Annotated in this window: 20 protein-coding genes, 1 tRNA gene and 3 rRNA genes; 8 read left to right on the plus strand and 16 right to left on the minus strand. The window is 51.7% G+C overall.

The annotated features are described in order from the left end of the window. The 4 genes from J4617_RS07380 to rrf (J4617_RS07395) all read left to right on the plus strand — a co-directional run. Positions 1–103 (plus strand): 23S ribosomal RNA (locus J4617_RS07380); the annotation flags it as partial. Positions 104–301: 198 nt separating this feature from the next. Beyond that, positions 302–417 (plus strand): 5S ribosomal RNA (gene rrf / locus J4617_RS07385). A gap of 14 nt (positions 418–431) precedes the next feature. Next, a tRNA-Thr gene (locus J4617_RS07390) sits at positions 432–507 on the plus strand. A 39-nt stretch (positions 508–546) separates the two neighbouring features. Beyond that, positions 547–662: ribosomal RNA gene (rrf, locus tag J4617_RS07395) — 5S ribosomal RNA — on the plus strand. 828 nt (positions 663–1490) lie between these two features. Here the strand turns inward: rrf (J4617_RS07395) and J4617_RS07400 are convergent. The 3 genes from J4617_RS07400 to J4617_RS07410 form a co-directional block, all read right to left on the minus strand. Further along, the gene (locus J4617_RS07400; protein WP_000825645.1) at positions 1491–1712 is read right to left on the minus strand and encodes a membrane protein; all 222 of its coding nucleotides are present in this window, start codon (positions 1710–1712) and stop codon (positions 1491–1493) included. A 237-nt stretch (positions 1713–1949) separates the two neighbouring features. Further along, complete coding sequence (locus tag J4617_RS07405) at positions 1950–5063, minus strand: efflux RND transporter permease subunit (RefSeq protein ID WP_001273283.1); 3114 nt, start codon at positions 5061–5063, stop codon at positions 1950–1952. Positions 5064–5074: 11 nt separating this feature from the next. Beyond that, on the minus strand, positions 5075–6232 hold the full coding sequence (locus J4617_RS07410; RefSeq protein ID WP_000160383.1) for an efflux RND transporter periplasmic adaptor subunit: 1158 nt from the start codon (positions 6230–6232) through the stop codon (positions 5075–5077). A gap of 413 nt (positions 6233–6645) precedes the next feature. Between J4617_RS07410 and envR the strand changes: the two genes are divergently transcribed. Further along, complete coding sequence (gene envR / locus J4617_RS07415; RefSeq protein ID WP_001085721.1) at positions 6646–7308, plus strand: acrEF/envCD operon transcriptional regulator; 663 nt, start codon at positions 6646–6648, stop codon at positions 7306–7308. A 26-nt stretch (positions 7309–7334) separates the two neighbouring features. Here envR and J4617_RS07420 read toward each other — a convergent pair whose 3' ends face one another. From J4617_RS07420 to J4617_RS07480, 13 genes are all read right to left on the minus strand, one after another. Next, on the minus strand, positions 7335–9410 hold the full coding sequence (locus J4617_RS07420) for a bifunctional diguanylate cyclase/phosphodiesterase (RefSeq protein ID WP_001524655.1): 2076 nt from the start codon (positions 9408–9410) through the stop codon (positions 7335–7337). A gap of 150 nt (positions 9411–9560) precedes the next feature. Then, positions 9561–9725: a DUF2556 family protein gene (locus J4617_RS07425; RefSeq protein ID WP_000620015.1), complete on the minus strand. Its 165-nt coding sequence runs from the start codon at positions 9723–9725 to the stop codon at positions 9561–9563. Between the two features lie 82 nt (positions 9726–9807). After that, the gene (gene yhdJ / locus J4617_RS07430; RefSeq protein ID WP_000642611.1) at positions 9808–10692 is read right to left on the minus strand and encodes an adenine-specific DNA-methyltransferase; all 885 of its coding nucleotides are present in this window, start codon (positions 10690–10692) and stop codon (positions 9808–9810) included. A gap of 85 nt (positions 10693–10777) precedes the next feature. Beyond that, entirely contained in the window at positions 10778–11074 is a 297-nt protein-coding gene (gene fis / locus J4617_RS07435) for a DNA-binding transcriptional regulator Fis (RefSeq protein WP_000462905.1), read from the minus strand. 25 nt (positions 11075–11099) lie between these two features. Next, positions 11100–12065, minus strand: coding sequence for a tRNA dihydrouridine synthase DusB (dusB, locus tag J4617_RS07440; RefSeq protein ID WP_001219664.1), 966 nt, complete (start codon positions 12063–12065; stop codon positions 11100–11102). Positions 12066–12725: 660 nt separating this feature from the next. After that, a complete protein-coding gene (gene prmA / locus J4617_RS07445; protein WP_001145846.1) occupies positions 12726–13607 on the minus strand; it encodes a 50S ribosomal protein L11 methyltransferase in 882 nt (293 codons plus the stop codon). Positions 13608–13618: 11 nt separating this feature from the next. Next, complete coding sequence (gene panF / locus J4617_RS07450; RefSeq protein WP_017465405.1) at positions 13619–15070, minus strand: sodium/pantothenate symporter; 1452 nt, start codon at positions 15068–15070, stop codon at positions 13619–13621. Continuing rightward, positions 15060–15302 carry a YhdT family protein gene (locus J4617_RS07455; protein WP_000340018.1) on the minus strand — a complete coding sequence of 81 codons (243 nt, stop codon included), beginning with the start codon at positions 15300–15302 and terminating at the stop codon, positions 15060–15062. The genes panF and J4617_RS07455 overlap by 11 nt, the downstream gene beginning before the upstream one ends. 108 nt (positions 15303–15410) lie before the next feature. Next, the gene (gene accC / locus J4617_RS07460) at positions 15411–16760 is read right to left on the minus strand and encodes an acetyl-CoA carboxylase biotin carboxylase subunit (RefSeq protein WP_000884627.1); all 1350 of its coding nucleotides are present in this window, start codon (positions 16758–16760) and stop codon (positions 15411–15413) included. A gap of 10 nt (positions 16761–16770) precedes the next feature. Continuing rightward, positions 16771–17241: an acetyl-CoA carboxylase biotin carboxyl carrier protein gene (accB, locus tag J4617_RS07465; protein WP_000354626.1), complete on the minus strand. Its 471-nt coding sequence runs from the start codon at positions 17239–17241 to the stop codon at positions 16771–16773. A gap of 392 nt (positions 17242–17633) precedes the next feature. Next, positions 17634–18233 (minus strand): protein-methionine-sulfoxide reductase heme-binding subunit MsrQ, encoded by a 600-nt coding sequence (gene msrQ / locus J4617_RS07470; protein WP_001241496.1) that lies wholly within the window; start codon positions 18231–18233, stop codon positions 17634–17636. Further along, positions 18234–19238, minus strand: coding sequence for a protein-methionine-sulfoxide reductase catalytic subunit MsrP (gene msrP / locus J4617_RS07475; protein ID WP_000723876.1), 1005 nt, complete (start codon positions 19236–19238; stop codon positions 18234–18236). It abuts the gene before it with no gap. A gap of 112 nt (positions 19239–19350) precedes the next feature. Further along, a complete protein-coding gene (locus J4617_RS07480) occupies positions 19351–20325 on the minus strand; it encodes an MDR family oxidoreductase (RefSeq protein ID WP_001148246.1) in 975 nt (324 codons plus the stop codon). Between the two features lie 203 nt (positions 20326–20528). Here J4617_RS07480 and csrD point away from each other — a divergent pair, with 203 nt between their 5' ends. From csrD to mreC, 3 genes are all read left to right on the plus strand, one after another. Next, positions 20529–22469: an RNase E specificity factor CsrD gene (csrD, locus tag J4617_RS07485; protein WP_001241381.1), complete on the plus strand. Its 1941-nt coding sequence runs from the start codon at positions 20529–20531 to the stop codon at positions 22467–22469. 307 nt (positions 22470–22776) lie between these two features. Beyond that, positions 22777–23820, plus strand: coding sequence for a rod shape-determining protein MreB (gene mreB / locus J4617_RS07490; RefSeq protein ID WP_000913396.1), 1044 nt, complete (start codon positions 22777–22779; stop codon positions 23818–23820). A 64-nt stretch (positions 23821–23884) separates the two neighbouring features. Next, a complete protein-coding gene (mreC, locus tag J4617_RS07495) occupies positions 23885–24937 on the plus strand; it encodes a rod shape-determining protein MreC (RefSeq protein ID WP_000802538.1) in 1053 nt (350 codons plus the stop codon). The last annotated feature ends 2 nt before the right edge of the window (positions 24938–24939 follow it).

The raw sequence follows: 24939 nt of genomic DNA on the forward strand, positions 1-24939 counted from the left end.
TCTCCTGAAGGAACGTTGAAGACGACGACGTTGATAGGCCGGGTGTGTAAGCGCAGCGATGCGTTGAGCTAACCGGTACTAATGAACCGTGAGGCTTAACCTTACAACGCCGAAGATGTTTTGGCGGATGAGAAGACAGATTTTCAGCACTGATTCAGAGTTGAGTACGCAATAATTTGCGCAGCAGCAAGGCGGCAAGCGAAGGAAAGGAAGGAGCATACAGAAGTATGTGACTGACTTTACGAGCGCAGGCAACGCCGCTGATGCGATAAAAAATTGCGTACAGAGCACAAAGAATTTGCCTGGCGGCAGTAGCGCGGTGGTCCCACCTGACCCCATGCCGAACTCAGAAGTGAAACGCCGTAGCGCCGATGGTAGTGTGGGGTCTCCCCATGCGAGAGTAGGGAACTGCCAGGCATCAAATTTAGTGTGCTGATATGGCTCAGTTGGTAGAGCGCACCCTTGGTAAGGGTGAGGTCCCCAGTTCGACTCTGGGTATCAGCACCACTTAATACGGTTAAAGTTCGGTATTTGAAAAAGAATTTGTCTGGCGGCAGTAGCGCGGTGGTCCCACCTGACCCCATGCCGAACTCAGAAGTGAAACGCCGTAGCGCCGATGGTAGTGTGGGGTCTCCCCATGCGAGAGTAGGGAACTGCCAGACATCAAATAAAGCAAAAGGCCCAATCGAAAGATTGGGCCTTTTTGCATTTATCTCTCTATGGAAAAAGTTATCGGTTAATGGCGCCGACGCGTTTTATATTTGGTTTATACCCTTCATACTTCAAGTCGCTTATGTGTTGGCTACGGATTACTCGGCCCATTCATGGGCCTCGCCCTGACGGGCCGTCGCACGCGACGTTCAAATCTGCTCCCGGCAGATTTGTCGCTCACCCCAGTCACATAGTTATCTATGCTCCTGGGGACTCACTCCCTTGCCGCCTTTAAGCAACTCGAATTATTTTGGGTATATAACATCTTCGTAGAGTGGATAAAAACCGTTTTAGTCAACGTGATTTCCCGCCATATATCCGCCTGAACCATAGAATGTGAACCGTGTTGAAGTGGATGTACAAACGGCTTTTACTTACGCCTCTAATAAGCAATAGAGATATTCGCTGAGGACTAAGAATCTGGCCCATTAGGCTATTTTATTTGCCAGTTTGGCCCTGGGACAGTGCTCAAAATCCTCATGTATTACGTGTATGCTCCGGTTTTTATCCAGACTGTCTGCGATAATTACGCCTAATGACCACGCTCTAAGTCTTACTGTATAAAGCGTGTTTGTAATGCGGCTTACGATGCTATCAAGCTACAATTTTGTCTGCATCGGACAAGGAATAGAATAAATACCATCGGGATGGGCGAGTAAGAAAAGAGAGCGTTTTATCGTGTTAACTTTCGGGGGACAGGCTGAACAGATTACGTCGCTGAGTATCCTTACGACCTTTATATTATTACTGAAAGCGCGGCATTGCCGCGCCTGCATGTATCATTTAGAAAGCGCAATGATACCCATCGTCAACCCTGCTACCGCCGCAGCGCCGCCAGCAATAGCGCCTGCTGTCTCCCAGTTATCCTGCGTAGTACCTTTCATACATGTATTGGTATGAACCAGCCGCCCTTGATCGTCATAAACCGGTACGCAGGGAGAATCATGTGCACAACCTGCCAATAAGGTGGTAAGCAATGCAACTGGAATTAGTCTTTTCATGGTGTTACCTCATTAATCAGCGTTTCGCGAAGTACAACAACGTAAATGCTGGCTCTAACCGCTGCGAAAACGAGAGTTATTTTACCACCACAGAAAAAATGGCCGACATGAGGAATCATCTCAATTCATGTGAATTGTAAAAACTATGGAGAATGCAAAAGTAAGCGGAGAGGGAGGAATAGCGGAGATAAAGACGTACCGTTTAAAAAGGCGTCCGAAGACGCCTCTGTTTACCGGTTAATCATGATGGCGATTAAATCGGCGTTTTACAACAACGAAGAATACTGGCACGAAGAAGATAGCTAATAAGGTTGCGGTTAACATTCCCCCCATAACCCCTGTGCCTACTGCGTTCTGTGCCCCACTACCTGCGCCACGACTGATAACTAACGGCATTACCCCGAGAATAAAGGCCAGCGAGGTCATTAGAATAGGACGTAAACGCATACGGGATGCTTCCAGCGTCGCTTCAATCAATCCACGTCCTTCTTTTTCCATGAGATCTTTGGCGAACTCGACAATCAGGATGGCGTTTTTAGCAGAAAGGCCAATAGTGGTTAACAAGCCAACCTGGAAGTAAACGTCATTGTTCAGACCGCGCAATGACGCTGCAAGCAGAGCGCCAACCACGCCGAGCGGTACGACCAGCATTACCGAGAACGGAATTGACCAGCTTTCATACAGAGCGGCAAGGCAGAGGAAAACGACAATGAGTGAGATTGCGTACAGCGCCGGCGCCTGGTTACCTGACAACCGTTCCTGATACGACATACCTGTCCAGTCATAGCCAATACCGTTTGGCAGCTGTGAAGCCAGGTTTTCCATTAACGACATGGCTTCACCGGTACTTCGTCCGGGCGCTGCTTCACCGAGCAGTTCCATTGACGGCATCCCGTTATAGCGTTCCAGGCGTGGCGAACCATAAATCCACCGTGCTGAGCTAAAGGTAGAGAAGGGCACCATCTCGCCATTAGCGCTGCGAACATAAAGATTGTTGATATCTCCCGGCAGCATACGGAACTGAGCGTCAGCCTGAACGTATACTTTTTTCACTCGTCCGCGATCGATAAAGTCGTTAACGTAATAGCCGCCCAACGCCGCGGAGATGGTTTCGTTGATATCAGACAGCGAAACGCCGAGCGCCTGCGCTTTTTCTTGATCGACATCCAGCTTGAACTGTGGCGTGTCTTCCAGCCCGTTCGGGCGTACGCGCACTAATAGATCAGGATGCTTCGCGACCATACCCAGGAGTTGATTACGCGCTTTTGTTAACGCATCGTGACCGAGTCCTCCCTGATCAATCAGTTCGAAGTCGAAACCTGTTGCGGTACCTAACTCGACAATTGCCGGCATGTTGAAGGGGAACACCAACCCGTCGCGAATCTGGCTAAAGGCGCGTGTCGCTCTGGCGATAACGGCTTCGACGCTATTTTCTTCACCGTTACGCTCTTCCCAGGGTTTAAGGCTGACAAATGCCATCCCTGAGTTTTGTCCCTGACCGCTAAAGCTAAAGCCGTTTACGGTAAACACGCTTTCGACGTTCGCTTTTTCATTATTCAGGTAGTAATGAGTGACTTGATCCAGCACTTTCTGCGTACGTTCTTGCGTAGCGCCAGAGGGGAGCTGAATCATGGTCAGGAATACCCCCTGATCTTCTTCCGGCAGGAAGGAGGTCGGGAGGCGTAAAAACAGAACCGCCATTCCGACTACAATAAGTAGATAGATAATGAGATAGCGACCCGTATTACGCACGATGCCGCTTACGCTGTTAGTATAGTGGTTAACGCTGTGGTCAAACCTGGTATTGAACCAGCCAAAGAAGCCGCTTTTTTTCTCGTGATGTTCAGCAGATACGGGTTTAAGCAGCGTAGCGCACAGTGCTGGCGTCAGAATCAACGCAACCAGAACGGATAGCGCCATTGCTGAAACAATAGTAATAGAGAACTGGCGATAAATTGCCCCGGTCGAGCCGCCAAAAAAGGCCATCGGGATAAATACCGCAGACAGTACCATCGCGATACCAACCAGCGCTCCCTGAATCTGCGACATGGATTTTTCCGTCGCCTCTCGGGGAGAAAGGTTATCCTCCATCATTACACGTTCAACGTTTTCTACGACCACTATCGCATCGTCAACCAACAGCCCTATCGCCAGTACCATACCAAACATCGTCAGAGTATTGATGGAATAGCCAAAGGCGGCGAGTACCGCAAAAGTGCCTAGCAACACGACAGGAACAGCGATGGTAGGAATCAGGGTTGCCCGGATATTCTGTAAGAACAGATACATTACCAGGAACACCAGAATAATCGCTTCAAACAGCGTTTTTACCACTTCGTGGATAGATATTTTTACGAAGGGCGTTGTGTCATAAGGATAAACCACCTTCATTCCCTGGGGGAAGAAAGGCTGCAGCTCCGCCAGTTTCGCTTTGATTGCGGTTGCGGTATCCAGCGCGTTAGCGCCGGTCGCCAGTTTAATACCGAGACCGGAGGCCGGTTTACCGTTAATGCGCGCTACAACGTTATAGTTTTCACCGCCAAGCTCAATACGCGCGACATCTTTGAGATGAACGACAGAGCCGTCGGTATTGACGCGCAACGTAACTTTGCCGAACTCTTCCGGATCTTTCAGACGCGTTTGGGCGATGATTGAGGCGTTAAGCTGCTGGCCCGGTAATGCTGGCGTGCCGCCCAGTTGGCCTGCCGCAATCTGGTCGTTCTGTACTTTTAACTGGTTGATGACGTCAACTGGCGTGAGCTGGTATTTATTTAGCAGATTCGCATCCAGCCAGATACGCATGGCGTACTGTGCGCCAAAGAGCTGAACGTCGCCCACACCATTCAGACGGCTGATAGAATCCTTAATGTTAGAGGCGACATAGTCAGAGATGTCGTCCTGGGTAGTGTTCGGATTATCTGAAACGAACCCGGCGACCATCAAAAAGCTGCTGCTGGACTTTTCAACGCTAATCCCCTGCTGCTGGACTTCTTGCGGCAGTAAAGGCGTGGCGAGCTGCAATTTATTTTGCACCTGAACCTGCGCGATATCCGGATCGGTTCCGGACTGGAAGGTCAGGGTGATGGTCACGCTACCAGCAGAGTCGCTGGTAGAGGACATATACATCAGGTTATCGATACCGTTCATATTTTGTTCGATAACCTGAGTAACCGTATCCTGTACCGTCTGCGCATCCGCGCCAGGATAGGTTGCAGAAATAGAAACCGCTGGCGGCGCAATGGTTGGATACTGCGCAACGGGAAGTTGCATTATTGCCAGTGCGCCAGCCATCATCAGGATAATGGCCAGAACCCAGGCGAAAATAGGACGTCTAATAAAAAAGTTTGCCATGTACGGTTACCTTATTGCGCCGTTTTCGCTGCAGGAGCATCGGTAGTGGCTTTCACCTGGACGCCCGGTCGCGCTTTTTGTAAGCCGCTGACGATGACCTTATCGCCCGGTTTTAACCCTTCGCTGATGAGCCATTTATCGCCAATGGCCTGCGCCGCCACGACATTGCGGGCTTCGACCTGGCTTTTATCGTTAACCACCATCACCATTGCGTCGCCGCGCGGCGTGCGGGTTACGCCCTGCTGGGGGACAAGGATGGCATTGGGCTGGACGCCTTCATCAATGCGGGCGCGAACAAACATACCGGGAAGCAGACTGTGTTGCGGGTTAGGGAACACCGCCCTGAGCGTGATAGAGCCGGTGCTTTCATCTACGGTAACGTCGGAAAATTGCAGCGTGCCTTTAATCGGGTAGACCTGACCATTTTCCATTACCAGTTGAACCGTGCTACTGGCGCTGTCTTTATGTAGGTTACCTTGTTCGACGGATTGCTTGAGTCGCATAAAGTCGTTGCTTGATTGCGTCACGTCGACATAAATCGGGTCGAGTTGTTGCACGGTAGCCAGTTCAGTTGACTGACCATTAGTCACCAGCGCGCCTTCAGTCACATTAGATTTTCCTATACGCCCGCTGATGGGTGAGGTGACTTTGGTATACGCAAGGTTAATACGCGCGCTTTCAACAGCGGCTTTTGCCGCCACAACGGCGGCATCGGCCTGGCGGGCGTCGGCAATCGCCTGATCATATTCCTGTTGGCTGATATATTTTGTGCCGACCAGTGGAACATAGCGTTTGACCGTCAGGTGCGCGATAGCCGCAGCCGCTTCGCTTTTAGCAAGTTCGCCTTTAGCGCTGTCATAATCGGCCTGATAAGTGGCAGGATCGATCTGATAGAGCGACTGCCCGGCCTCTACATCGCTACCTTCGGTGAAGTTTCTTTTAAGCACGATCCCGCTCACCTGGGGGCGAACCTCCGCAATGCGAAATGCGGACGTACGTCCGGGAAGTTCGGTCGTTACGGCTAGCGGCGCTGTTTCGACCACATGGACGGTGACTTGCGGCTCGCCGGCATGAGCCTGGGTATCTCCCTGGTCATTACAACCGGCCAGCAGCGCAGCAGAGAATATGATGAATGAGGGCAGGAGTGAAAACCTGGCATGTTTCGTCATTACTGTTCCTTAAAAAACCGAAAGCTCGTTATTCACCGGATAACGGTAAGGCGTTAACGCGCGAAAAATAGAATAGCAGTGGGGTATCCTACAAATTATTAGCTTGTGATGTAAGCAATACTTATTTTGGGATGGGGTTCACGGCACATAAAAGCAAAAAAAAAGAACTATTCCCTGTCGTTTCATAATGTCCCGATTAGTAAAATCATGATGTTGAATAACATAAATAGAAATATATATTTTATATGAATGTGTTTTATTAATTTATTTGTTTTTATTATTGATTTGGCGATATTGTGCGAAATAAAAATAGCTGTCTCTCGTCTGACTAAAAAGGACATGATAAAGTTGTTTTTTGTGCTGAGTATTTTATCAGCGTATTTATCGTTTTTATGGTCCAGGATATCTTAATTATGGCGAAGAAAACGAAGGCGGATGCGCTTAAAACGCGGCAACATTTGATTGAAACCGCTATTGCGCAGTTCGCTTTGCGCGGCGTTGCCAACACGACGCTGAATGATATCGCTGATGCCGCTGATGTCACGCGGGGCGCCATCTACTGGCACTTTGAGAATAAAACGCAGTTGTTTAATGAGGTTTGGTTACAGCAACCACCTTTACGCGAACTTATTCAGGATAGGCTTACGGGATGCTGGAATGATAATCCTTTACAGGATCTACGAGAGAAATTTATTGCAGCCTTACAATATATTGCGGCAGTGCCTCGTCAGCAGGCATTAATGCAGATTTTATATCATAAATGTGAATTCCATAATGGTATGATATCGGAACAGGCCATTCGGGAGAAGATTGGTTTCCATCATCAGTCGCTGCTTGAAGTATTACAGCGATGTATGGATAAAAAGCTGATCTCAGGCAGTCTTGATCTGGATGTCATATTAATTATTCTGCATGGTAGCTTTAGCGGAATAGTAAAGAACTGGTTAATGAATCCCACAAGTTATGATCTTTATAAGCAGGCGCCTGCATTAGTCGATAATGTATTAAAAATGCTAAGCCCGGATGGCAGTGTGAGGCAATTAATGCCAAATGAACAACAGGCGGAAGAAGCCTGAGATTATTTTGAGTTGATATTATATATTTACCTTGTGAATATATTGGCAGGGTCCCGAATATCGCGAGCAATTTCCTCTGCCGTACGCGGCTTGCCAAGCAGGAACCCCTGAAGCGTATGGCATCCTAACTGGGTCAAAAATTGTTGCTGCGTTTCATTTTCTACCCCTTCTGCCACAATTTGCAGATTTAACGCTTTCGCCAGCGCGACAATAGCCGCAACAATGGTCGCGCCGTCGCCTGCCTCGCTGAGTTCATGTACGAAAGCGCGATCAATTTTTAGTTCGCACGCTGGAAGACGTTTCAGATAGAGAAGGCTGGAATAACCGGTGCCAAAGTCGTCAATAGAGGCCTTAACCCCCATTTCCGTTAATCTGGTGAGTATAGCGACGCTTTGCTCTGGCTTGTTCATCGCCGTGGTTTCGGTGATTTCCAGAATCAATAAATCGGGACGGATACTGTGTCGGGCCAGGCTCCGCGTAATGGTGTCCACAAGCCCGGGCTGCTCAAATTGTAAGGCGGACAGGTTTACCGCCACTGACCATAAGGCGTATCCCTGTAAGTGCCACTCGCGGAGCTGTCGACACGCCTCGTCTATCACCCAGCTACCGATAGTGACGATAAGACCCGTTTTTTCCGCCAGCGGTAAAAACTGGTCAGGATTCAGTACGCCTTGTTTTGGATGATACCAGCGCAACAGGGCCTCAAATCCTACAATGGGGCCGGCAGGGGCCTGAAATTTAGGCTGGTACACCAGCCTGAGCTCTTGTCTTTCCAGCGCCAGCCACAGGTCATTCATTAGCTGAAGTTGGGTTTGCGCCAGCATATTCATTGATGGCTGAAAGAAATGGTATCCGTTACGCCCCGTATGTTTCGTGTGGTACATCGCGGCATCGGCGTTGAACATCAGTTCCCGTTCGTTTTTTCCGTCCAGCGGATAGAGCGCTATTCCCACGCTAAGGGTGACGACCAGTTCGTACGGATCTATCGTAAAGGGCGCATCTATAGAATGTACCAGCGCGCTGGCAAGGGAAGCCGCTTCGTCAGGCGCGCTGACTTCTGCAAGCAGCACAAATTCGTCGCCGCCAATCCGCGCCAGGGTAAACTGCCCGCTCAGCGGTTGGTTCAGACGATGCGTGACCGCTACCAGTAGCTTATCGCCGATATCATGACCATAAGCGTCATTAACGGCTTTAAAGCCATCCAGATCCATAAACAGTAGCGCGAAAGACGAGCCTTCCCGATTCGCTTTGCTGATGGCCTGTTCCAGACGATCCTCAAGGAGTACCCGGTTTGGTAAACGGGTGAGCGTATCATGCAGCGCCAACTGCGCCAGTTCCTGGTTCGCCTGCGCCAGCGAAGAGGCAAGTAGTGCGGTGCGGGCCTGAAGCCGGGCGTCAAATAAAGAAACCAGAAGAGTAATGCCCAGGATAGTCAGCGCGACCACGCTGACAAGAACAGCCAGCCAGTTGCTATCGACGCCACGATGTTCCATCGGCCAGTTTTGGGGAAAGTGTGCGGCCTTCATGCCGGCGTAATGCATGCCGGCGATAGCTATCCCCATTAATACCGCGGCGCCTGCTCGCCTCAGGGCGACATCTGTTCCCTCATGACGCAGGCGGAACGTGAGCCACAGCGCGCCGCAGGACGCCAGTAGCGCGATAATGATAGAGAGGGCAACCCATGCGCTATTCCAGACGATAATGGAAGCAAATTGCAGCGCCGCCATCCCGGTATAATGCATTGCGCTGATGCCCAGTCCCATCACCAGCGCGCCCGGCAGTAAACGGCGCAGGCGCAGTTTTTCAGCGCTGACCAGCCATAGCGCAAACAGGGAGGAGCCGATCGCGATCAGCATGGAGAGGCCGGTGAGGAACGGATCGAAGCGCATGTTCATCGCGTGATCCATCGCCAGCATCCCGACAAAATGCATCGCCCAAATACCGACGCCCAGCGCGAAGCCGCCGCCCATTAGCCATATTCTGGCGTTTGATCGGGCGCTTCCGGCTACGCGTCCGGCCATATTTAATGCGGTATAGGACGCAAAAATAGCGACAGCAAATGAAACCGCCACAAGGATGTGGTTGTACTCACTAACCGGCATGTATCATTAGCTCATTGGTTATGCAGGAAAAGAACAGGACGAGACAGTATCACCCCTTCTTTTATCCTCAACGTGTTTTAATTCCCTGTTTTTATAAGGGATAAAAGAAATCCGGGTGATAAATAATCATAGGTTAAATCGCCCGGTTCGCTACTCCAGATCGGTACAATTGATCAATTTGAGAGGGTTAACCGAATCCATGTTTCGGCACTTATCCTGTTCAGTTGCCATCAATTCGATCCATTGCATCAAAAGCGCATCAAAAAGAAAAACGGAGACGGCAAAAACAACCAGCCACCAATACTTACGTATCATCGTCAAATCCTGTGTATTCATGCCCATGCGTGCTGGGAATATACATGAAATTTTGACGCTGAAAAGCGGACTTACAATGCTTTTACTTCTCTGAAGATAGCGCGTTTATCCCGACATTTCGCTGCTTTTTGGACAGGTTTTGTGTTTTTCTCTTTTTGACTTTTGCAAGTTCATTTTCTGAATAATGCGAAGTGACGCTCAATCTTCTGAGCCCCATTTTTACGTACTCATTATTGAGTTCAATACCGATAAACTTACGACCTGACGCCGCTGCGACAGCGCCTGTGGTGAAACTGCCCGCGAAAGGGTCCAATACGGTATCGCTCGGGTTAGAAGAGGCCAGTATGATCCGTTTTAACAGCGCGCTGGGCTTTTGCGTAGGATGGTTTTCATATTCATCCATCAGATAACGTACACGAGGAAATGACCAGACGTTGCCCGGCACTTTTTTCTGATTGTATGGTTGGGGCGGGTTTTTTCGATAATCGATTAGCGCGCGCTTAGCGCCCGTGGTGGTTTCGACCAGAATCGCATCACGGTTAAAGGTATAGCTTTTCGGGTTTTTTACCATCATCAGGATCGGTTCATACATAGAACCAAAGTATTTTTTCGCCTGCACCCCGGAACTATCATAGGACCAGACGATACGGCTTTTGATGGTAAAAAGCGTTCGGCATTTGAGATCGATATACGGCATATTTTCTGTGCTATTCATGATGTACATGGTGCCGTGTTTCTTCAGTACGCGGTGGCACTCATCAATGCATTCATACAGCCAGGCCAGAAAAGACGCTTCGTCCCAGGATTCCACCATACCGTCGAAATCTTTTCCGATATTGTAAGGCGGATCGGCAAAAATTAAGTCAATGCTTTCAGAAGGCAGTTTTTTAAGTTCTGTTAGCGCGTCACCGTGAATAATCTTCTTCGATTCATCGCCAAAGTACTGAGGTTCACATTCCGCTTTCATGACCAAATTCCATGTGATGCGTATAAAAAAGGCGCTTCCCCATGCCGAGTAGCGCCTTTTTAAACAAGCAGTTAGCTAATCGAAATTAGTTCATGCCGTATTTTTTTAATTTTTTACGCAGCGTACCACGGTTGATGCCCATCATCAGAGCAGCACGGGTCTGGTTACCACGGGTGTATTGCATCACCATGTCCAACAGGGGCTGTTCTACTTCAGCCAGTACCAGCTCATACAGGTCATTAACGTCCTGACCATTCAGTTGAGCAAAATAGTTCTTCAGTGCCTGTTTAACCGAGTCACGCAGGGGTTTTTGGGTTACCTGATCCTGAGAGTTAACGGTAGAAACGGTCAGTACGTCAGAATTTACGCGTTGTTCGAACATAGTTCTGTCAGCTCTTTATTTCTGTTTACGCAAAATTTTCGAAGTATGCCTCCAACGCCTCCAGCTGTTCGCTGGCGTCCTCAATAGCGTTGAATGTGCGCCGAAACTGGTCGTCTGGAGCGTGCTCCTGGAGATACCAGGAGACGTGTTTACGCGCGATTCGGTACCCTTTTGCCTGACCGTAAAAGTCATGCAGTTCCCGAACATGCGTGCAAAGCAAGCGCTTTACCTCTGCCAGCGGCAGCGGCGGAAGCAGCTCCCCAGTGTCCAGATAATGCTGGATTTCCCGAAAGATCCAGGGTCTTCCCTGAGCTGCGCGGCCTATCATCAGGGCATCCGCCCCTGTATAGTCGAGAACAGCTCTGGCTTTATGCGGGTTAGTAATGTCGCCATTCGCGATAATCGGAATGGAAACTTTCTGCTTAACTGCCCGAATACTGTCGTATTCAGCTTCTCCGTTGAACAAACAGGCGCGGGTGCGGCCATGGATGGTCAGAGCCTGAATACCACAATCTTCAGCCAGTTGGGCAATCTCTACGCAGTTACGGTGTTCCGGCGCCCAGCCGGTGCGAATCTTGAGAGTCACAGGAACGTCCACTGCGTTTACGACCCCGATGAGTATAGACTTCACTAAATCCGGGTACTGCAAGAGGGCTGAACCTGCCAGCTTACGATTCACTTTCTTCGCCGGGCACCCCATATTGATATCAATAATCTGGGCGCCGCTTTCCACGTTAATACGTGCGGCATCGGCCATCTCAACAGGGTCGCTACCGGCAATTTGCACCGTGCGAATTCCTGGCTCATCAACGTGCACCATCCGTAAACGAGATTTATCGCTTTCCCACACTTGCGGGTTAGAAGACATCATCTCGGATACTGTCAATCCTGCTCCCATCTCATAGCACAGCGTCCGGAAAGGTCTGTCAGTAATGCCAGCCATGGGCGCTGCGATCAGGCGATTTCTGAGCTGATATTGTCCGATGCGCATGAGTTAAGAAATGACCATACTGTGACTGCAAGGCGGCGTATATTACGCATTTTTTGCACGAGATGAAAGGCCAAACTTTGAACAATCCACTGTTGTAGATCAATGAATCGTGCTTAAAAACAGCAAAATAAATTTATAATTCAGTAAAATCATAGGTTTATTTATTGTCGGCGGTTTTGTACGCGCTTACAAATTCCCGTAACTTCTCTCTATTTCTTCGACCAGAAACAAGATAAGCGGAATAATCTGCTTTTTTTATAAGCTAATTACCCCAAATGAATGGGATCGCCGTCTCGTTTCAGGACAAGATCACTTCCCGCTGCGCGTGACTTTTCTCCGTTGCCAGTCGGAAGGGGGCGCACAGATGCGCTTTTGTGTTCATGAATGGCACGCATAAATTTTTCCAGCTGTGCTGAAGAGCGCGATAGCGGATGCTGCAGAACAACCCGGACAGCATTACTAAGTACGAGGGCGATGGCTGCGACCCGTTAAAACGCCAGTACCTTTTGTCCGCTGGTAGCAGCTGTTTATCCAGACGGATAGTGACAAAGAAGTCATTTCAGGCATTCATTTGATGAATTTAATGATGTCTCGGTGCCTGAAAGGCGTTAAGGCAGTTGTGTGGAGAAAAGCGTGGCCGGGCGACCACGCTGACAAGAATTATTTCTTACGGCCAGTAATGCGGCACCATTCTTCTTTTTCGACGACCGGGTCGAGAGTGAAAAGCTCGGCGTAAGCATCGCAGACGCTTTCCGCCTGGCTGGCGAGAATACCTGAAAGCCCCAGCAGACCGCACTCAACGGGCAGTACGCTGATTAACGGGGCCAGTTCGCGTAATGGGCCTGCCAGGATGTTAGCGACGACCACGTCGGCTTTCATGGCTTCTGGCTGGTCTTTCGGCAGGTACAGCTCCAGCCGGTCAGACACGCCGTTGCGTTCAGCATTATCGCGACTGGCCTGAATAGCTTGCGGATCGATATCAATACCAATCGCCTTTGCCGCTCCCAGTTTCAGCGCGGCAATCGCCAGAATGCCTGAACCGCAGCCAAAGTCGATCACGGTTTTGCCGTTGAGATCGAGCCCGTCCAGCCATTGCAGACATAAAGAGGTGGTGGGGTGCGTACCCGTACCGAACGCCAGTCCCGGGTCGAGCATCACGTTGACGGCATTCTCGTCCGGAATGTCACGCCAGCTGGGACAAATCCACAGACGCTCGCCAAAACGCATCGGATGGAAATTATCCATCCATTCGCGTTCCCAGTCTTTATCTTCCAGTTGTTCGATTTTATGGGCAAATCCGGCACCCAGCAGCGGATGTTGCTCCAGAATCGCGACAACGTCTTTCATGTCGGTTTCGGCGTCGAACAGACCGATCACATCGGTATCGCCCCACAGACGGGTTTCGCCCGGCAACGGCTCAAAAACCGGCGTATCGTGCGTATCCTGAAAGGTAATGGAAACGGCGCCCGCTTCCATCAGCGCATCACTCAGCTCTTCAGCATTCGCGCCGGTGGTATTCAGTTTCAATTGGATCCATGGCATGGCAAAACTCTTTATTTATCAGTAGACAATACGGTGGCTTGCGAAGCGGAAGAGCCGAATCGGTTTCCGATCAGAAAAGCCAATAAACTTAACAGTAACGCGGGCACAATCGGATGAAAGCCCAGGTACTGAATATTAAATGTGGCAAGCAGGGCATATAGCACGCCGCCCACGATCATGGCGCTTAATGCGCCTGCCGCGTTTGCCCGCTCCCAGTAAAGGCCCAGTACCAGCGGCCATAAGAACACCGCTTCCAGGCCGCCAAACGCCAGCAGGTTGAGCCAAATGATCATCTCTGGCGGTTTCCATGCTGCCAGCAGCAACAGCGCGCCTAGCAGTAATGTAATCGCTGCCGACATACGCTTCAGCCGGATCTCATTTTGCATCTGATCGGGGCGCAGGTTGAGATAGAGATCTTTAATGATCGTCGCGGAACTTTGCAGCAGTTGGGCATTAATTGTTGACATGATCGCCGCCATTGGCGCAGCGAGGAAGATCCCGGCGGCAAACGGCGGCAAAACTTTCACCATTAGCGTTGGGATCACCAGATCCGGCACCGTCAGATCCGGAAGCACCGCGCGACCCAGCGCGCCGGCAAGGTGCATCCCGAACATTAAAATCGCCACGACAATCGTACCGATAATAATGCCCCGGTGTACCGCTTTACTGTCTTTATAGGAGATGCAGCGCACCGCCGTATGCGGCAGGCCAATCACACCAAAACAGACCAGTACCCAAAAAGAGGTCATAAAGGCGGGAGAAAGTATGTCATCGGCGCCCTGCGGCGTTACCAGTTTGGGGTCGAGAGCGTGCAGCGTGTCAATGGCCTGACTTAGACCGCCCGCCGCATGCACCACGCCCACCAGCAGCACTATCGTGCCGACCAGCATCACCAGGCCCTGTAGCGTATCGTTAAGTACGCTGGCGCGAAAGCCGCCAAACGCCGTATAGAGTGCGATACTGACGCCAAATATTAGCAGGCCGGTTTCGTAGGGAATTCCCGCCGCGGTTTCCAGCAGTCGCGCGCCGCCGATAAATTGTACGGTCATTGCGCCAATAAACGCGACCAATAAACTCAGGCTTGCCAACCACACCAGCAGGCGGCTTTGGTAACGCGCGAATAGCATATCGTTAAGCGTGACGGCATTATAGCGACGCGCCAGGATAGCGAATTTTTTACCCAGAATACCCAGTGAAAGCCAGACGGCGGGAAGCTGGATCATCGCCAGCAAGACCCAGCCCAGACCGTATTTATAAGCCGCGCCGGGACCGCCGATAAATGAACTGGCGCTAATATAGGTGGCGGTAAGCGTCATCGCGAGCACGATCCCGCCCATCGAACGGCTGCCAAGAAAATATTCGTTTAAAAAAGTGCCGGCGGTACGCTTGCGCATAGCGTAAATCGAGACCCCGAAGACCACGACCAGATAGGCTACCAGCGGTAGAATGACCTCAAGCTGCATCGTCATCCTCCAGCGAAATATCGCGATAAATGAATTTCACCATCGCCCAGCACAGCAAAATAAAGACCAGCGGCGTCAATAAGCAGGCCATCTCGAACCAGTGCGGCAGACCGGTAATTCCCGGCGAGTCTCCAGGTAAGTAAGCAGCCACTAACCATGCCGCCAGATAGCAAAGGGTCAGCCACAGCGCCCAGCGCGCCTCTTTATGGGCCTGAACAAAACGAGCGTCCATTTTTTGTCCCTTATGGGTGAAGAAAGCGGGAATTGTACATGATGGGGCATCGCTATCCCCAGAAATAAAAAAGGCCGGATTCACCGGCCTTTTGAGATTAACGTGCGATTACTTTTCCTGAAGACCGAGTTTTTTCTCCAGATAGTGGATGTTGGTTCCACCGTGCTGGAAGTGCTCGTCATTCATGATGCGGGTCTGCAGATCGATATTGGTTTTGATACCATCGATAATCAGTTCCTGCAGGGCATTTTTCATACGGGCAATCGCCACATCGCGGTTTTCACCGTAGCAGATGAGCTTGCCGATCATGGAATCATAGTACGGCGGCACCGTGTAGCCCGCGTAGATATGAGATTCCCAGCGAACGCCAAAGCCGCCAGGCGCATGGAAGCGCGTGATTTTGCCAGGGCTTGGCAGGAAGGTGTTCGGATCTTCGGCATTGATACGGCATTCTACCGCATGGCCTCGAACGACAACTTCGTCCTGTGTGATCGACAGCGGCTGACCCGCCGCGATGCGCAACTGCTCTTTGATCAAATCGACGCCAGTAATCATTTCAGTCACCGGGTGTTCAACCTGAATACGGGTGTTCATTTCGATGAAATAGAACTCGCCGTTTTCGAACAGGAATTCGAACGTCCCTGCGCCGCGATAGCCGATGTCTACGCACGCTTTCGCGCAGCGTTCGCCGATATAGCGACGCAGTTCCGGCGTAATGCCTGGCGCCGGGGCTTCTTCAACCACTTTCTGGTGGCGACGCTGCATGGAACAGTCGCGTTCCGCCAGATAGATAGCGTTGCCCTGGCCGTCCGCCAGCACCTGAATTTCGATGTGGCGTGGATTTTCCAGGTATTTTTCCATGTATACCATGTCGTTGCTGAAAGCTGCTTTCGCTTCCGCTTTGGTCATGGAGATGGACTGCGCCAGTTCAGCATCGCTACGAACCACGCGCATACCGCGGCCGCCGCCGCCGCCGGACGCTTTGATGATCACCGGATAGCCAATACGTTTGGCATGAGCGCGGTTCGCATTCATATCGTCGCCCAGCGGGCCGTCAGATCCTGGTACGGTCGGCACGCCCGCTTTTTTCATCGCGGTAATCGCGGACACTTTATCGCCCATCAGGCGGATGGTGTCCGCTTTCGGGCCGATAAAGATAAAGCCGGAGCGTTCAACCTGCTCGGCAAAATTGGCGTTCTCAGAAAGGAAGCCGTAACCCGGGTGGATTGCCACCGCGCCGGTGATTTCAGCGGCGCTAATGATAGCCGGGATGTTCAGATAACTTTTTACGGACGGTGCCGGACCAATACAGACCGTCTCATCCGCCAGCAATACGTGTTTTAAATCGCGATCCGCGCTTGAGTGCACAGCGACGGTCTTGATGCCGAGTTCTTTACAGGCTCGAAGAATACGTAGTGCGATCTCGCCACGGTTGGCGATGACAATTTTATCCAACATGTTCGCCTCGTTACTCGATGACGACCAGTGGCTCGTCAAATTCTACCGGTTGACCACTTTCGACCAGAATCGCTTTCACAGTACCTGCTTTGTCAGCTTCGATCTGGTTCATCATTTTCATGGCTTCAACGATGCACAGGGTATCGCCCACGTTCACTTTCTGGCCCACTTCGATGAACGCTTTCGCGTCCGGGCTTGGGGTGCGGTAGAAAGTACCAACCATTGGGGAGCGTACGATGTGACCACTGATTTCCGCTGCGGCAGGCGCTTCCATTGCTGGAGTAGCCGCTGGCGCGACAGCGTTAGACAGAGCGGGTTGCTGCATCATCGGCGCCGCATAAGCCTGCTGCATCACCGGAAAACCGGCGTTTGCCGTTGTGCGGCTGATGCGAACAGATTCTTCGCCTTCAGAAATTTCCAGTTCGGAGATACCTGATTCTTCAACCAGCTCGATCAGTTTTTTAATCTTACGAATATCCATGAGTGGGTTCCGTACTCTTTGTTTAGTGTGATTGTGACAGGCGTTTTAGCGCCGTCTGTAAAGCATGTGAATGACTGCCGCGGGTAAAATACCGCGCATCTTTGATTTGCCTGTTATGCCGTAGCACCCGAAGGTGAAATTCATGATTTGCCAGTCATTGTGTGGCTATCTTCTGCCATTTTCGGGCAAAAAACAAAATATACCTTCATTGCTCGATTGTCACCCTTTCTGCGAACGAAAATCGCCGTTGGGCAATGTAAAGTCGCACATTATAACTATTTCGTCGCAATTGGCAGCTAAATACTGGTCTTATCAGGGAAGATAATCAACCCGAAACATAAAAAGGACATTACCTGTTTTGCGTTTTGCAATCGACCGCACAGTTCACCAAACTAGCGCCACCACTGGCGAAACTTCCGGTAACGCAACGCTAAAAGGGCTAACGCTAATGCCGCGTAGATGACCGGTTGCGGTGATAAAATCTTTACCGACCACAGGTAATGTATGGGAGCCAGGATCGCGACAAGATAGACGACGTTATGCAGTGTTTGCCAGCGTTTGCCCAATTTACGCTGCGCAAATTGCGTTGAGGTCAACGTTAGCGCCAATAACACCAGCCAGCTAATGATCCCAAGCGTCAAATAAGGGCGTGAAATCAACTCGCTTCCTAACAACGCCAGGTTATGTATCCCCAGTTCCAGTAAGGCATAGCTGGTTAAATGCAGTGTCGCCCAAACGAAACACCATAACCCCAACAGGCGGCGTGTGCGTATCAATAATGGCTGTTTAGCGTAGCGCGCCAGCGGTGAAACCAGCAAGGTGGCGAGCAAAAATTTGAGCGCGGTTCTGCCGGTAAAGTGTTGGATATCCTTTACCGGGTCTGCGCTGAGTCCACCGTGATTTATCGCCCAAAAGAGCCACAGAAGCGGCAAAAAACCGGCAAGATGCAGACAAACTTTTAGCCAGGTTATCTGTTTTACTGTCAGACGCACTTAAAAATTCTCCCGCAAATTGAGACCGCGATACAGCGAAGCGACTTCATTGGCGTAGCCGTTAAACAGCAGCGTCGGCTGCCTTTGCACATCAAGGATACCGCCTGAACCAATAAAGCGTTCGGTAGCCTGAGACCAGCGTGGATGATCCACATGCGGGTTCACATTGGCGTAAAAACCATATTCGTTGGGAGCCGACAAATTCCAGGTGGTTGGCGGACGTTCGCGGGTGAGTTTAATGCTGACAATAGATTTAATACCTTTAAAACCATACTTCCATGGAACGATGAGTCGAATGGGCGCGCCGTTTTGCGGGGGTAACGCCTTACCATAGACGCCAACGGTCATCAGAGTCAGCGGATGCATGGCTTCATCCAGACGTAGCCCTTCGACATAAGGGTATTTCAGTCCGCCGCCAATAAAGCGATCTTTCTGTCCTGGCATATCATCCGGCGCGTATAGCGTTTCGAATGCCACATATTTAGCGTGGCTGGTGGGCTGTGCCTGCGCGAGTAGCTTATATAAAGGGAAACCAATCCACGGCACGACCATGGACCACGCTTCGACGCAGCGCATTCGATAGATACGCTCTTCTAATGGGAAACGATGTGTTAAATCGTCGTAATCCAGCGTAAATGGCTTCGCGACTTCCCCGCTGATTTTCAACGTCCACGGTTCGGTTTTCAGACTTCCGGCATTGGCCGCCGGGTCGGCTTTATCAAGGCCAAACTCATAGAAATTGTTGTAGCCCGTCACCTTATCTTCCGGCGTTAACGCTAAATCGCTTCGCCAGGCGGCAGGCTGACTAAACTCAAGCGGTTTACCGGCAGGCGCTTTCGGACGATCGTTGCCTTTAAACCAACTGAAGAGATCGGCCTGCGCCGTTGAGGGTAAGGATAAGGCGGCCGCGCTGATGCCTAATGCTTTTAGCACCTGTCGGCGCTGCATAAAAAAAGCCGATTCCGCAGTCACATCGGCTTCTGTTAATGGACGTATCTTTTTCATCACAGACTCCCGGTCTACCCACCACAACATGGCGTGTAGTGAATATGACAGGGAGTGTGTCAATGTGTAAAAATAAATAGTTAATTAAGTGTAAATTTTTTTATACGTGACGTTATTTTATCTTCACCAGCGTACGGCCCTGAACCTGATTATTGATGATGGCATCGGCGAACTTCGGCGCATCCGCCAGCGTAATCTCTGTGGCGGCCTGAGCATAGAACGATTCCGGCAGATCCTTAACCAAACGCGCCCAGGCTTCTGCGCGACGTGCCGGTGGGGTCATCACCGAGTCCACCCCTTGCAAACGCACATTACGCAGAATGAATGGCATAACGGTGGTCGGCAGCGCGAAGCCGCCCGCCAAGCCGCAGGCGGCCACGCAACCGCCATAGTTCATCTGTGCCAGCACTTTCGCCAGCACTTTATCGCCAACGGTATCAATTGCACCGGCCCACAGCTGTTTTTCCAACGGGCGAGATTCAGCAAACTCATCGCGGCTGAGAATACGGTTAGCTCCCAGGCTCTTAAGATAGCCGTGGGTGCTTTCACGTCCTGATACTGCTGCAACCTGATAGCCCAGCTTATGCAGTAATGCAACGGCAGTGCTGCCCACACCGCCGCTGGCGCCGGTGACGACAACCTCACCGTCTTGCGGGCGAATACCTGCATCTTCAAGCGCCATGACGCACAGCATGGCGGTAAAACCGGCGGTGCCGATGATCATGGCGTTACGGCTGCTCAGTCCCGCAGGCAGCGCGACCAGCCAGTCGCCTTTAACGCGTGCGCGTTCGGCCAGGCCGCCCCAGTGGTTTTCGCCCACGCCCCAGCCAGTCAGTAGTACTTCCTGGCCTGCATGAAAGCGAGGATCTTCGCTTGCGTGAACGGTGCCGGCGAAATCAATACCAGGAATCATCGGAAAATGACGGATAATTTTCCCTTTTCCGGTGATAGCCAGAGCATCTTTATAATTCAGGCTGGACCAGTGGACATCCACCGTCACATCACCTGCCGGCAGTTGACTCTCTTCGAGATGTTGCACGGATGCGAGGGTTTTACCGTCCTGCTGTTCTAAGATCAACGCCTGCATAACCTGTCCTCACTTTACATGGTAGATTGGAAAAATAGCTACGAAGACTATACTCGCTAATTAAAACGTGATGCCGATGCAACGCAATAAATTGCCAGATAGATCCATTTTGGTAGTATGCCTGCTTCATTGCGCGCCGTGGCGAATTCCGCCTTCAGATTCGCTTTTTCATACTGTTTATAACCGTCGGAGTTAACTCAAGGATGCGATTAACGACGAAATTCTCAGCTTTTATCACGCTGCTCACGGGGTTAACGATCTTCGTGACTCTGATAGGTTGCTCGCTAAGCTTTTATAACGCCGTACAGTATAAGTATGTCAGCCGTGTGCAGGCGACGGCAACAGCCATTGATACGCACCTGGTGACCCATGATATTGTCTCGCTGACGCCGCAAATCGACGAGCTCATGATTGCTTCCGATATTGTGCGTGTCGATCTGTTGCAGGGGGAGCGCAGCGTCTACAGCCATTCTCGCGCCAGAGGTTATCGGCCAGCCGGCACCAGCGACATGTATCGCGAGCTGGTCGTACCGCTGATAAAACATCCAGGAATGTCGCTACGTCTGGTTTATCAGGACCCGATGGGTAACTATTTTCACTCACTGATCACCACGGCGCCGCTGACGCTGGCGATCGGTTTTATCGTTCTGATTTTGTTTTTATCGGTGCGCTGGCTGCAGCGGCAGCTTTCCGGGCAGGAGCTTCTGGAAATTCGCTCCACGCGTATTCTGAACGGCGAACGTGGGGCGAATGTCCGCGGTTCTGTTTACGAATGGCCGGCGCGCACCAGTAGCGCGCTTGATGTATTGCTTTCCGAAATTCAGTTTGCTCACGAACAGCGTAGTCGCCTGGACACCCTCATTCGCTCCTACGCCGCGCAGGACACCAAAACCGGGCTCGGTAACCGTCTGTTTTTTGATAACCAACTGGCGACGCTGCTGGAAGATCAGGAAAAAGTGGGAGTGCATGGCGTGGTGATGATGATCCGCTTGCCAGATTTCAATCTTCTGCGCGACAGCCTGGGAGGCAATCAGGCGGAAGAGCAGATGTTTATGCTTATCAATCTGCTATCGACATTTATTATGCGTTACCCAGGCTCGCTGCTGGCGCGTTATCACCGCAGCGACTTTGCCGTGCTGCTACCGCATCGAACGCTGAAAGAAGCGGAAAGTATTGCCGGACAACTTTTAAAAGCTGTCGATGCGCTACCGGCTAACAAAATGCTCGATCGTGACGATATGGTACATATCGGCATTTGCGCCTGGCGCAGCGGACAGTCCACCGAGCAGGTGATGGAACATGCTGAAGCCGCGGCGCGGAACGCCGCCCTGCAGGGGGGAAATAGCTGGGCTATCTACGACGACACGCTGCCGGAAAAAGGGCGCGGCAATGTGCGCTGGCGCACATTGATTGAGCAGATGCTGAACCGGGGCGGACCGCGACTTTATCAAAAACCGGCGGTCACGCGAGAAGGTCGCGTACATCATCGGGAATTGATGTGTCGCATCTATGACGGTAAAGAAGAGGTGAGCTCGGCGGAGTATATGCCGATGGTGTTGCAATTTGGTTTATCGGAAGAGTATGACAGATTACAAATTAGCCGCCTGATTACGTTGCTGGGCTACTGGCCGGATGAAAATCTGGCAATGCAGTTGACGGTTGAGTCGCTGATTCGTCCGCGTTTTCAGCGCTGGTTGCGCGATACGTTAATGCAGTGTGAAAAATCACAGCGAAATCGCATAATTATTGAACTTGCGGAGGCAGATGTTTGTCAACACATCAGCCGGTTACAACCCATCCTTCGCTTAGTCAATGCGCTTGGCGTTCGGGTGGCGGTGACACAGGCGGGTTTGACGCTGGTTAGCACGAGCTGGATTAAAGCGCTCAATGTGGAATTACTCAAGCTGCATCCGAGTCTGGTCAGAAACATTGAGAAGCGAACGGAAAACCAGCTTCTGGTTCAAAGTCTGGTAGAGGCCTGCGCGGGCACGCCTACGCAGGTTTACGCGACGGGCGTCCGTTCGCGCGGCGAGTGGCAGACGCTGACAAAACGCGGCGTGGCTGGCGGGCAGGGTGATTTTTTTGCCTCCTCCCAACTACTTGACACAAACGTGAAAAAATATTCGCAAAGATACTCGGTTTAACCTGCCGTTTAATTTGTTTTCACGTAGAATAACGCGCGCTGCGCCTCATGGGGGTGTGCTTGTCTGCTCGCCAGATTGTTGCAGCAAATATGCAGGTGAATGACCTTTGACAGGTTGCAAACGAAGGCGAGGATTGCTGCTGATTTTTTCAGCCCTGAGGGACTCAGGCCGAGATTTGTAACAAAGGAAACGAACTGCACTAATTTTCACCGTAGCAGATGATTTTTGCGCCTTGTCGCTGCTGCGTGTGGTTGGTAAAGTAAGCGGATTTTGTTTTCCGCCCCAGCTTTCAGGATTATCCCTTAGTATGTTGAAAAAATTTCGTGGCATGTTTTCCAATGACCTGTCCATTGACCTGGGTACCGCGAATACCCTCATTTATGTAAAAGGACAAGGCATCGTATTGAATGAGCCTTCCGTTGTGGCCATTCGTCAGGATCGTGCCGGTTCGCCGAAAAGCGTGGCTGCAGTCGGTCATGATGCGAAGCAGATGCTGGGCCGTACGCCGGGCAATATCGCTGCGATCCGTCCGATGAAAGACGGCGTTATCGCTGACTTCTTTGTGACCGAAAAAATGCTCCAGCACTTTATTAAACAAGTGCACAGCAACAGCTTTATGCGCCCAAGCCCGCGCGTACTGGTATGCGTGCCGGTCGGCGCGACGCAGGTAGAACGCCGCGCGATTCGTGAATCCGCTCAGGGCGCAGGCGCCCGTGAAGTCTTTTTGATCGAAGAGCCGATGGCGGCCGCGATCGGCGCAGGTCTGCCAGTTTCTGAAGCAACCGGTTCAATGGTTGTGGATATCGGTGGTGGTACCACTGAAGTTGCCGTGATCTCCCTGAACGGCGTGGTTTACTCTTCTTCTGTCCGTATTGGTGGTGATCGCTTCGACGAAGCCATCATTAATTACGTTCGTCGTAACTACGGTTCTCTGATCGGTGAAGCCACCGCAGAACGTATTAAACACGAAATCGGTTCCGCTTATCCGGGCGACGAAGTCCGCGAGATTGAAGTGCGTGGCCGTAACCTGGCGGAAGGCGTTCCACGCGGCTTTACCCTGAACTCAAACGAGATTCTGGAAGCGTTGCAGGAACCGTTGACCGGTATCGTCAGCGCGGTAATGGTGGCGCTGGAACAGTGTCCGCCGGAGCTGGCGTCAGACATCTCCGAGCGCGGTATGGTGCTCACCGGCGGCGGCGCGCTGCTGCGTAACCTTGACCGTCTGTTAATGGAAGAGACGGGCATTCCTGTCGTGGTTGCTGAAGATCCGCTGACCTGTGTGGCGCGCGGCGGCGGCAAGGCGCTGGAAATGATCGATATGCACGGCGGCGACCTGTTCAGCGAAGAGTAGTTGGATACGGGCAGGATTATCCCTGGATTGTCCTGCCTCTCCGACGCGAGAATACGCATAGCCTATGAAGCCAATTTTTAGCCGTGGCCCGTCGCTACAGATTCGCCTTATTCTGGCGGTGCTGGTGGCGCTCGGCGTTATCATTGCCGACAGCCGCCTGGGGACGTTCAGTCAAATCCGAACGTACATGGACACTGCCGTCAGTCCTTTCTATTTTATTTCAAACGGCCCTCGTGAACTGCTCGACAGCGTGTCGCAAACGCTGGCTTCTCGCGACCAGCTTGAGCTGGAAAACCGGGCGCTGCGCCAGGAATTACTGCTAAAAAACAGCGACCTGCTGATGCTGGGGCAGTACAAACAGGAGAACGCGCGGTTGCGCGAGCTGCTGGGGTCGCCGCTGCGTCAGGACGAGCAGAAAATGGTGACGCAGGTTATTTCAACGGTTAACGATCCTTACAGCGATCAGGTCGTTATCGATAAAGGCAGCGTTAATGGCGTATATGAAGGTCAACCGGTCATTAGCGACAAAGGCGTCGTAGGGCAGGTTGTCGCCGTGGCGAAACTGACCAGCCGCGTACTGCTGATTTGCGATGCGACTCATGCGCTGCCGATTCAGGTACTGCGCAATGACATCCGCGTGATTGCCGCCGGTAACGGCTGCACTGACGATCTTCAGCTTGAACATCTGCCCGCCAATACCGATATTCGCGTCGGCGATGTGCTGGTAACGTCCGGACTTGGTGGGCGTTTCCCGGAAGGGTATCCGGTGGCGGTGGTCTCCTCCGTCAAGCTGGACACTCAGCGCGCCTATACCGTCATTCAGGCACGTCCAACCGCGGGTTTGCAGCGTTTGCGCTATCTGCTGCTGTTGTGGGGAGCCGATCGTAACGGCGCCAATCCGATGACGCCGGAAGAGGTTCACCGCGTCGCCAATGAGCGCCTGATGCAGATGATGCCGCAGGTGTTGCCTTCTCCGGATGCGATGGGGCCGCCGGCGCCAGTGCCGGACCCGGCGACGGGGATTACTCAGCCATCTGCGGGCCAGACTGCGCCGGTATCAACGCAACCATCGCCTTCGGGCGCGACCACGCCGCCTGCGCGTGCGCCGGGAGGGTAATG

Source organism: Salmonella sp. 32010601201800023SM, assembly GCF_017572235.1.
Taxonomy (GTDB): Bacteria; Pseudomonadota; Gammaproteobacteria; order Enterobacterales; family Enterobacteriaceae; genus Salmonella; species Salmonella enterica.

Excerpts from the sequence above, each read along its gene's own strand:
- J4617_RS07410 (WP_000160383.1), bottom strand. The coding sequence starts at position 6,232 with ATGACGAAACATGCCAGGTTTTCACTCCTGCCCTCATTCATCATATTC.
- J4617_RS07425 (WP_000620015.1), bottom strand. The coding sequence starts at position 9,725 with ATGATACGTAAGTATTGGTGGCTGGTTGTTTTTGCCGTCTCCGTTTTT.
- csrD (WP_001241381.1), top strand. The coding sequence starts at position 20,529 with ATGCGATTAACGACGAAATTCTCAGCTTTTATCACGCTGCTCACGGGG.
- mreC (WP_000802538.1), top strand. The coding sequence starts at position 23,885 with ATGAAGCCAATTTTTAGCCGTGGCCCGTCGCTACAGATTCGCCTTATT.
- dusB (WP_001219664.1), bottom strand. The coding sequence starts at position 12,065 with ATGCGCATCGGACAATATCAGCTCAGAAATCGCCTGATCGCAGCGCCC.
- J4617_RS07420 (WP_001524655.1), bottom strand. The coding sequence starts at position 9,410 with ATGCCGGTTAGTGAGTACAACCACATCCTTGTGGCGGTTTCATTTGCT.
- msrP (WP_000723876.1), bottom strand. The coding sequence starts at position 19,238 with ATGAAAAAGATACGTCCATTAACAGAAGCCGATGTGACTGCGGAATCG.
- J4617_RS07405 (WP_001273283.1), bottom strand. The coding sequence starts at position 5,063 with ATGGCAAACTTTTTTATTAGACGTCCTATTTTCGCCTGGGTTCTGGCC.
- accB (WP_000354626.1), bottom strand. The coding sequence starts at position 17,241 with ATGGATATTCGTAAGATTAAAAAACTGATCGAGCTGGTTGAAGAATCA.
- yhdJ (WP_000642611.1), bottom strand. The coding sequence starts at position 10,692 with ATGAAAGCGGAATGTGAACCTCAGTACTTTGGCGATGAATCGAAGAAG.
- accC (WP_000884627.1), bottom strand. The coding sequence starts at position 16,760 with ATGTTGGATAAAATTGTCATCGCCAACCGTGGCGAGATCGCACTACGT.
- envR (WP_001085721.1), top strand. The coding sequence starts at position 6,646 with ATGGCGAAGAAAACGAAGGCGGATGCGCTTAAAACGCGGCAACATTTG.
- J4617_RS07480 (WP_001148246.1), bottom strand. The coding sequence starts at position 20,325 with ATGCAGGCGTTGATCTTAGAACAGCAGGACGGTAAAACCCTCGCATCC.
- J4617_RS07400 (WP_000825645.1), bottom strand. The coding sequence starts at position 1,712 with ATGAAAAGACTAATTCCAGTTGCATTGCTTACCACCTTATTGGCAGGT.
- mreB (WP_000913396.1), top strand. The coding sequence starts at position 22,777 with ATGTTGAAAAAATTTCGTGGCATGTTTTCCAATGACCTGTCCATTGAC.
- panF (WP_017465405.1), bottom strand. The coding sequence starts at position 15,070 with ATGCAGCTTGAGGTCATTCTACCGCTGGTAGCCTATCTGGTCGTGGTC.
- fis (WP_000462905.1), bottom strand. The coding sequence starts at position 11,074 with ATGTTCGAACAACGCGTAAATTCTGACGTACTGACCGTTTCTACCGTT.
- prmA (WP_001145846.1), bottom strand. The coding sequence starts at position 13,607 with ATGCCATGGATCCAATTGAAACTGAATACCACCGGCGCGAATGCTGAA.
- J4617_RS07455 (WP_000340018.1), bottom strand. The coding sequence starts at position 15,302 with ATGGACGCTCGTTTTGTTCAGGCCCATAAAGAGGCGCGCTGGGCGCTG.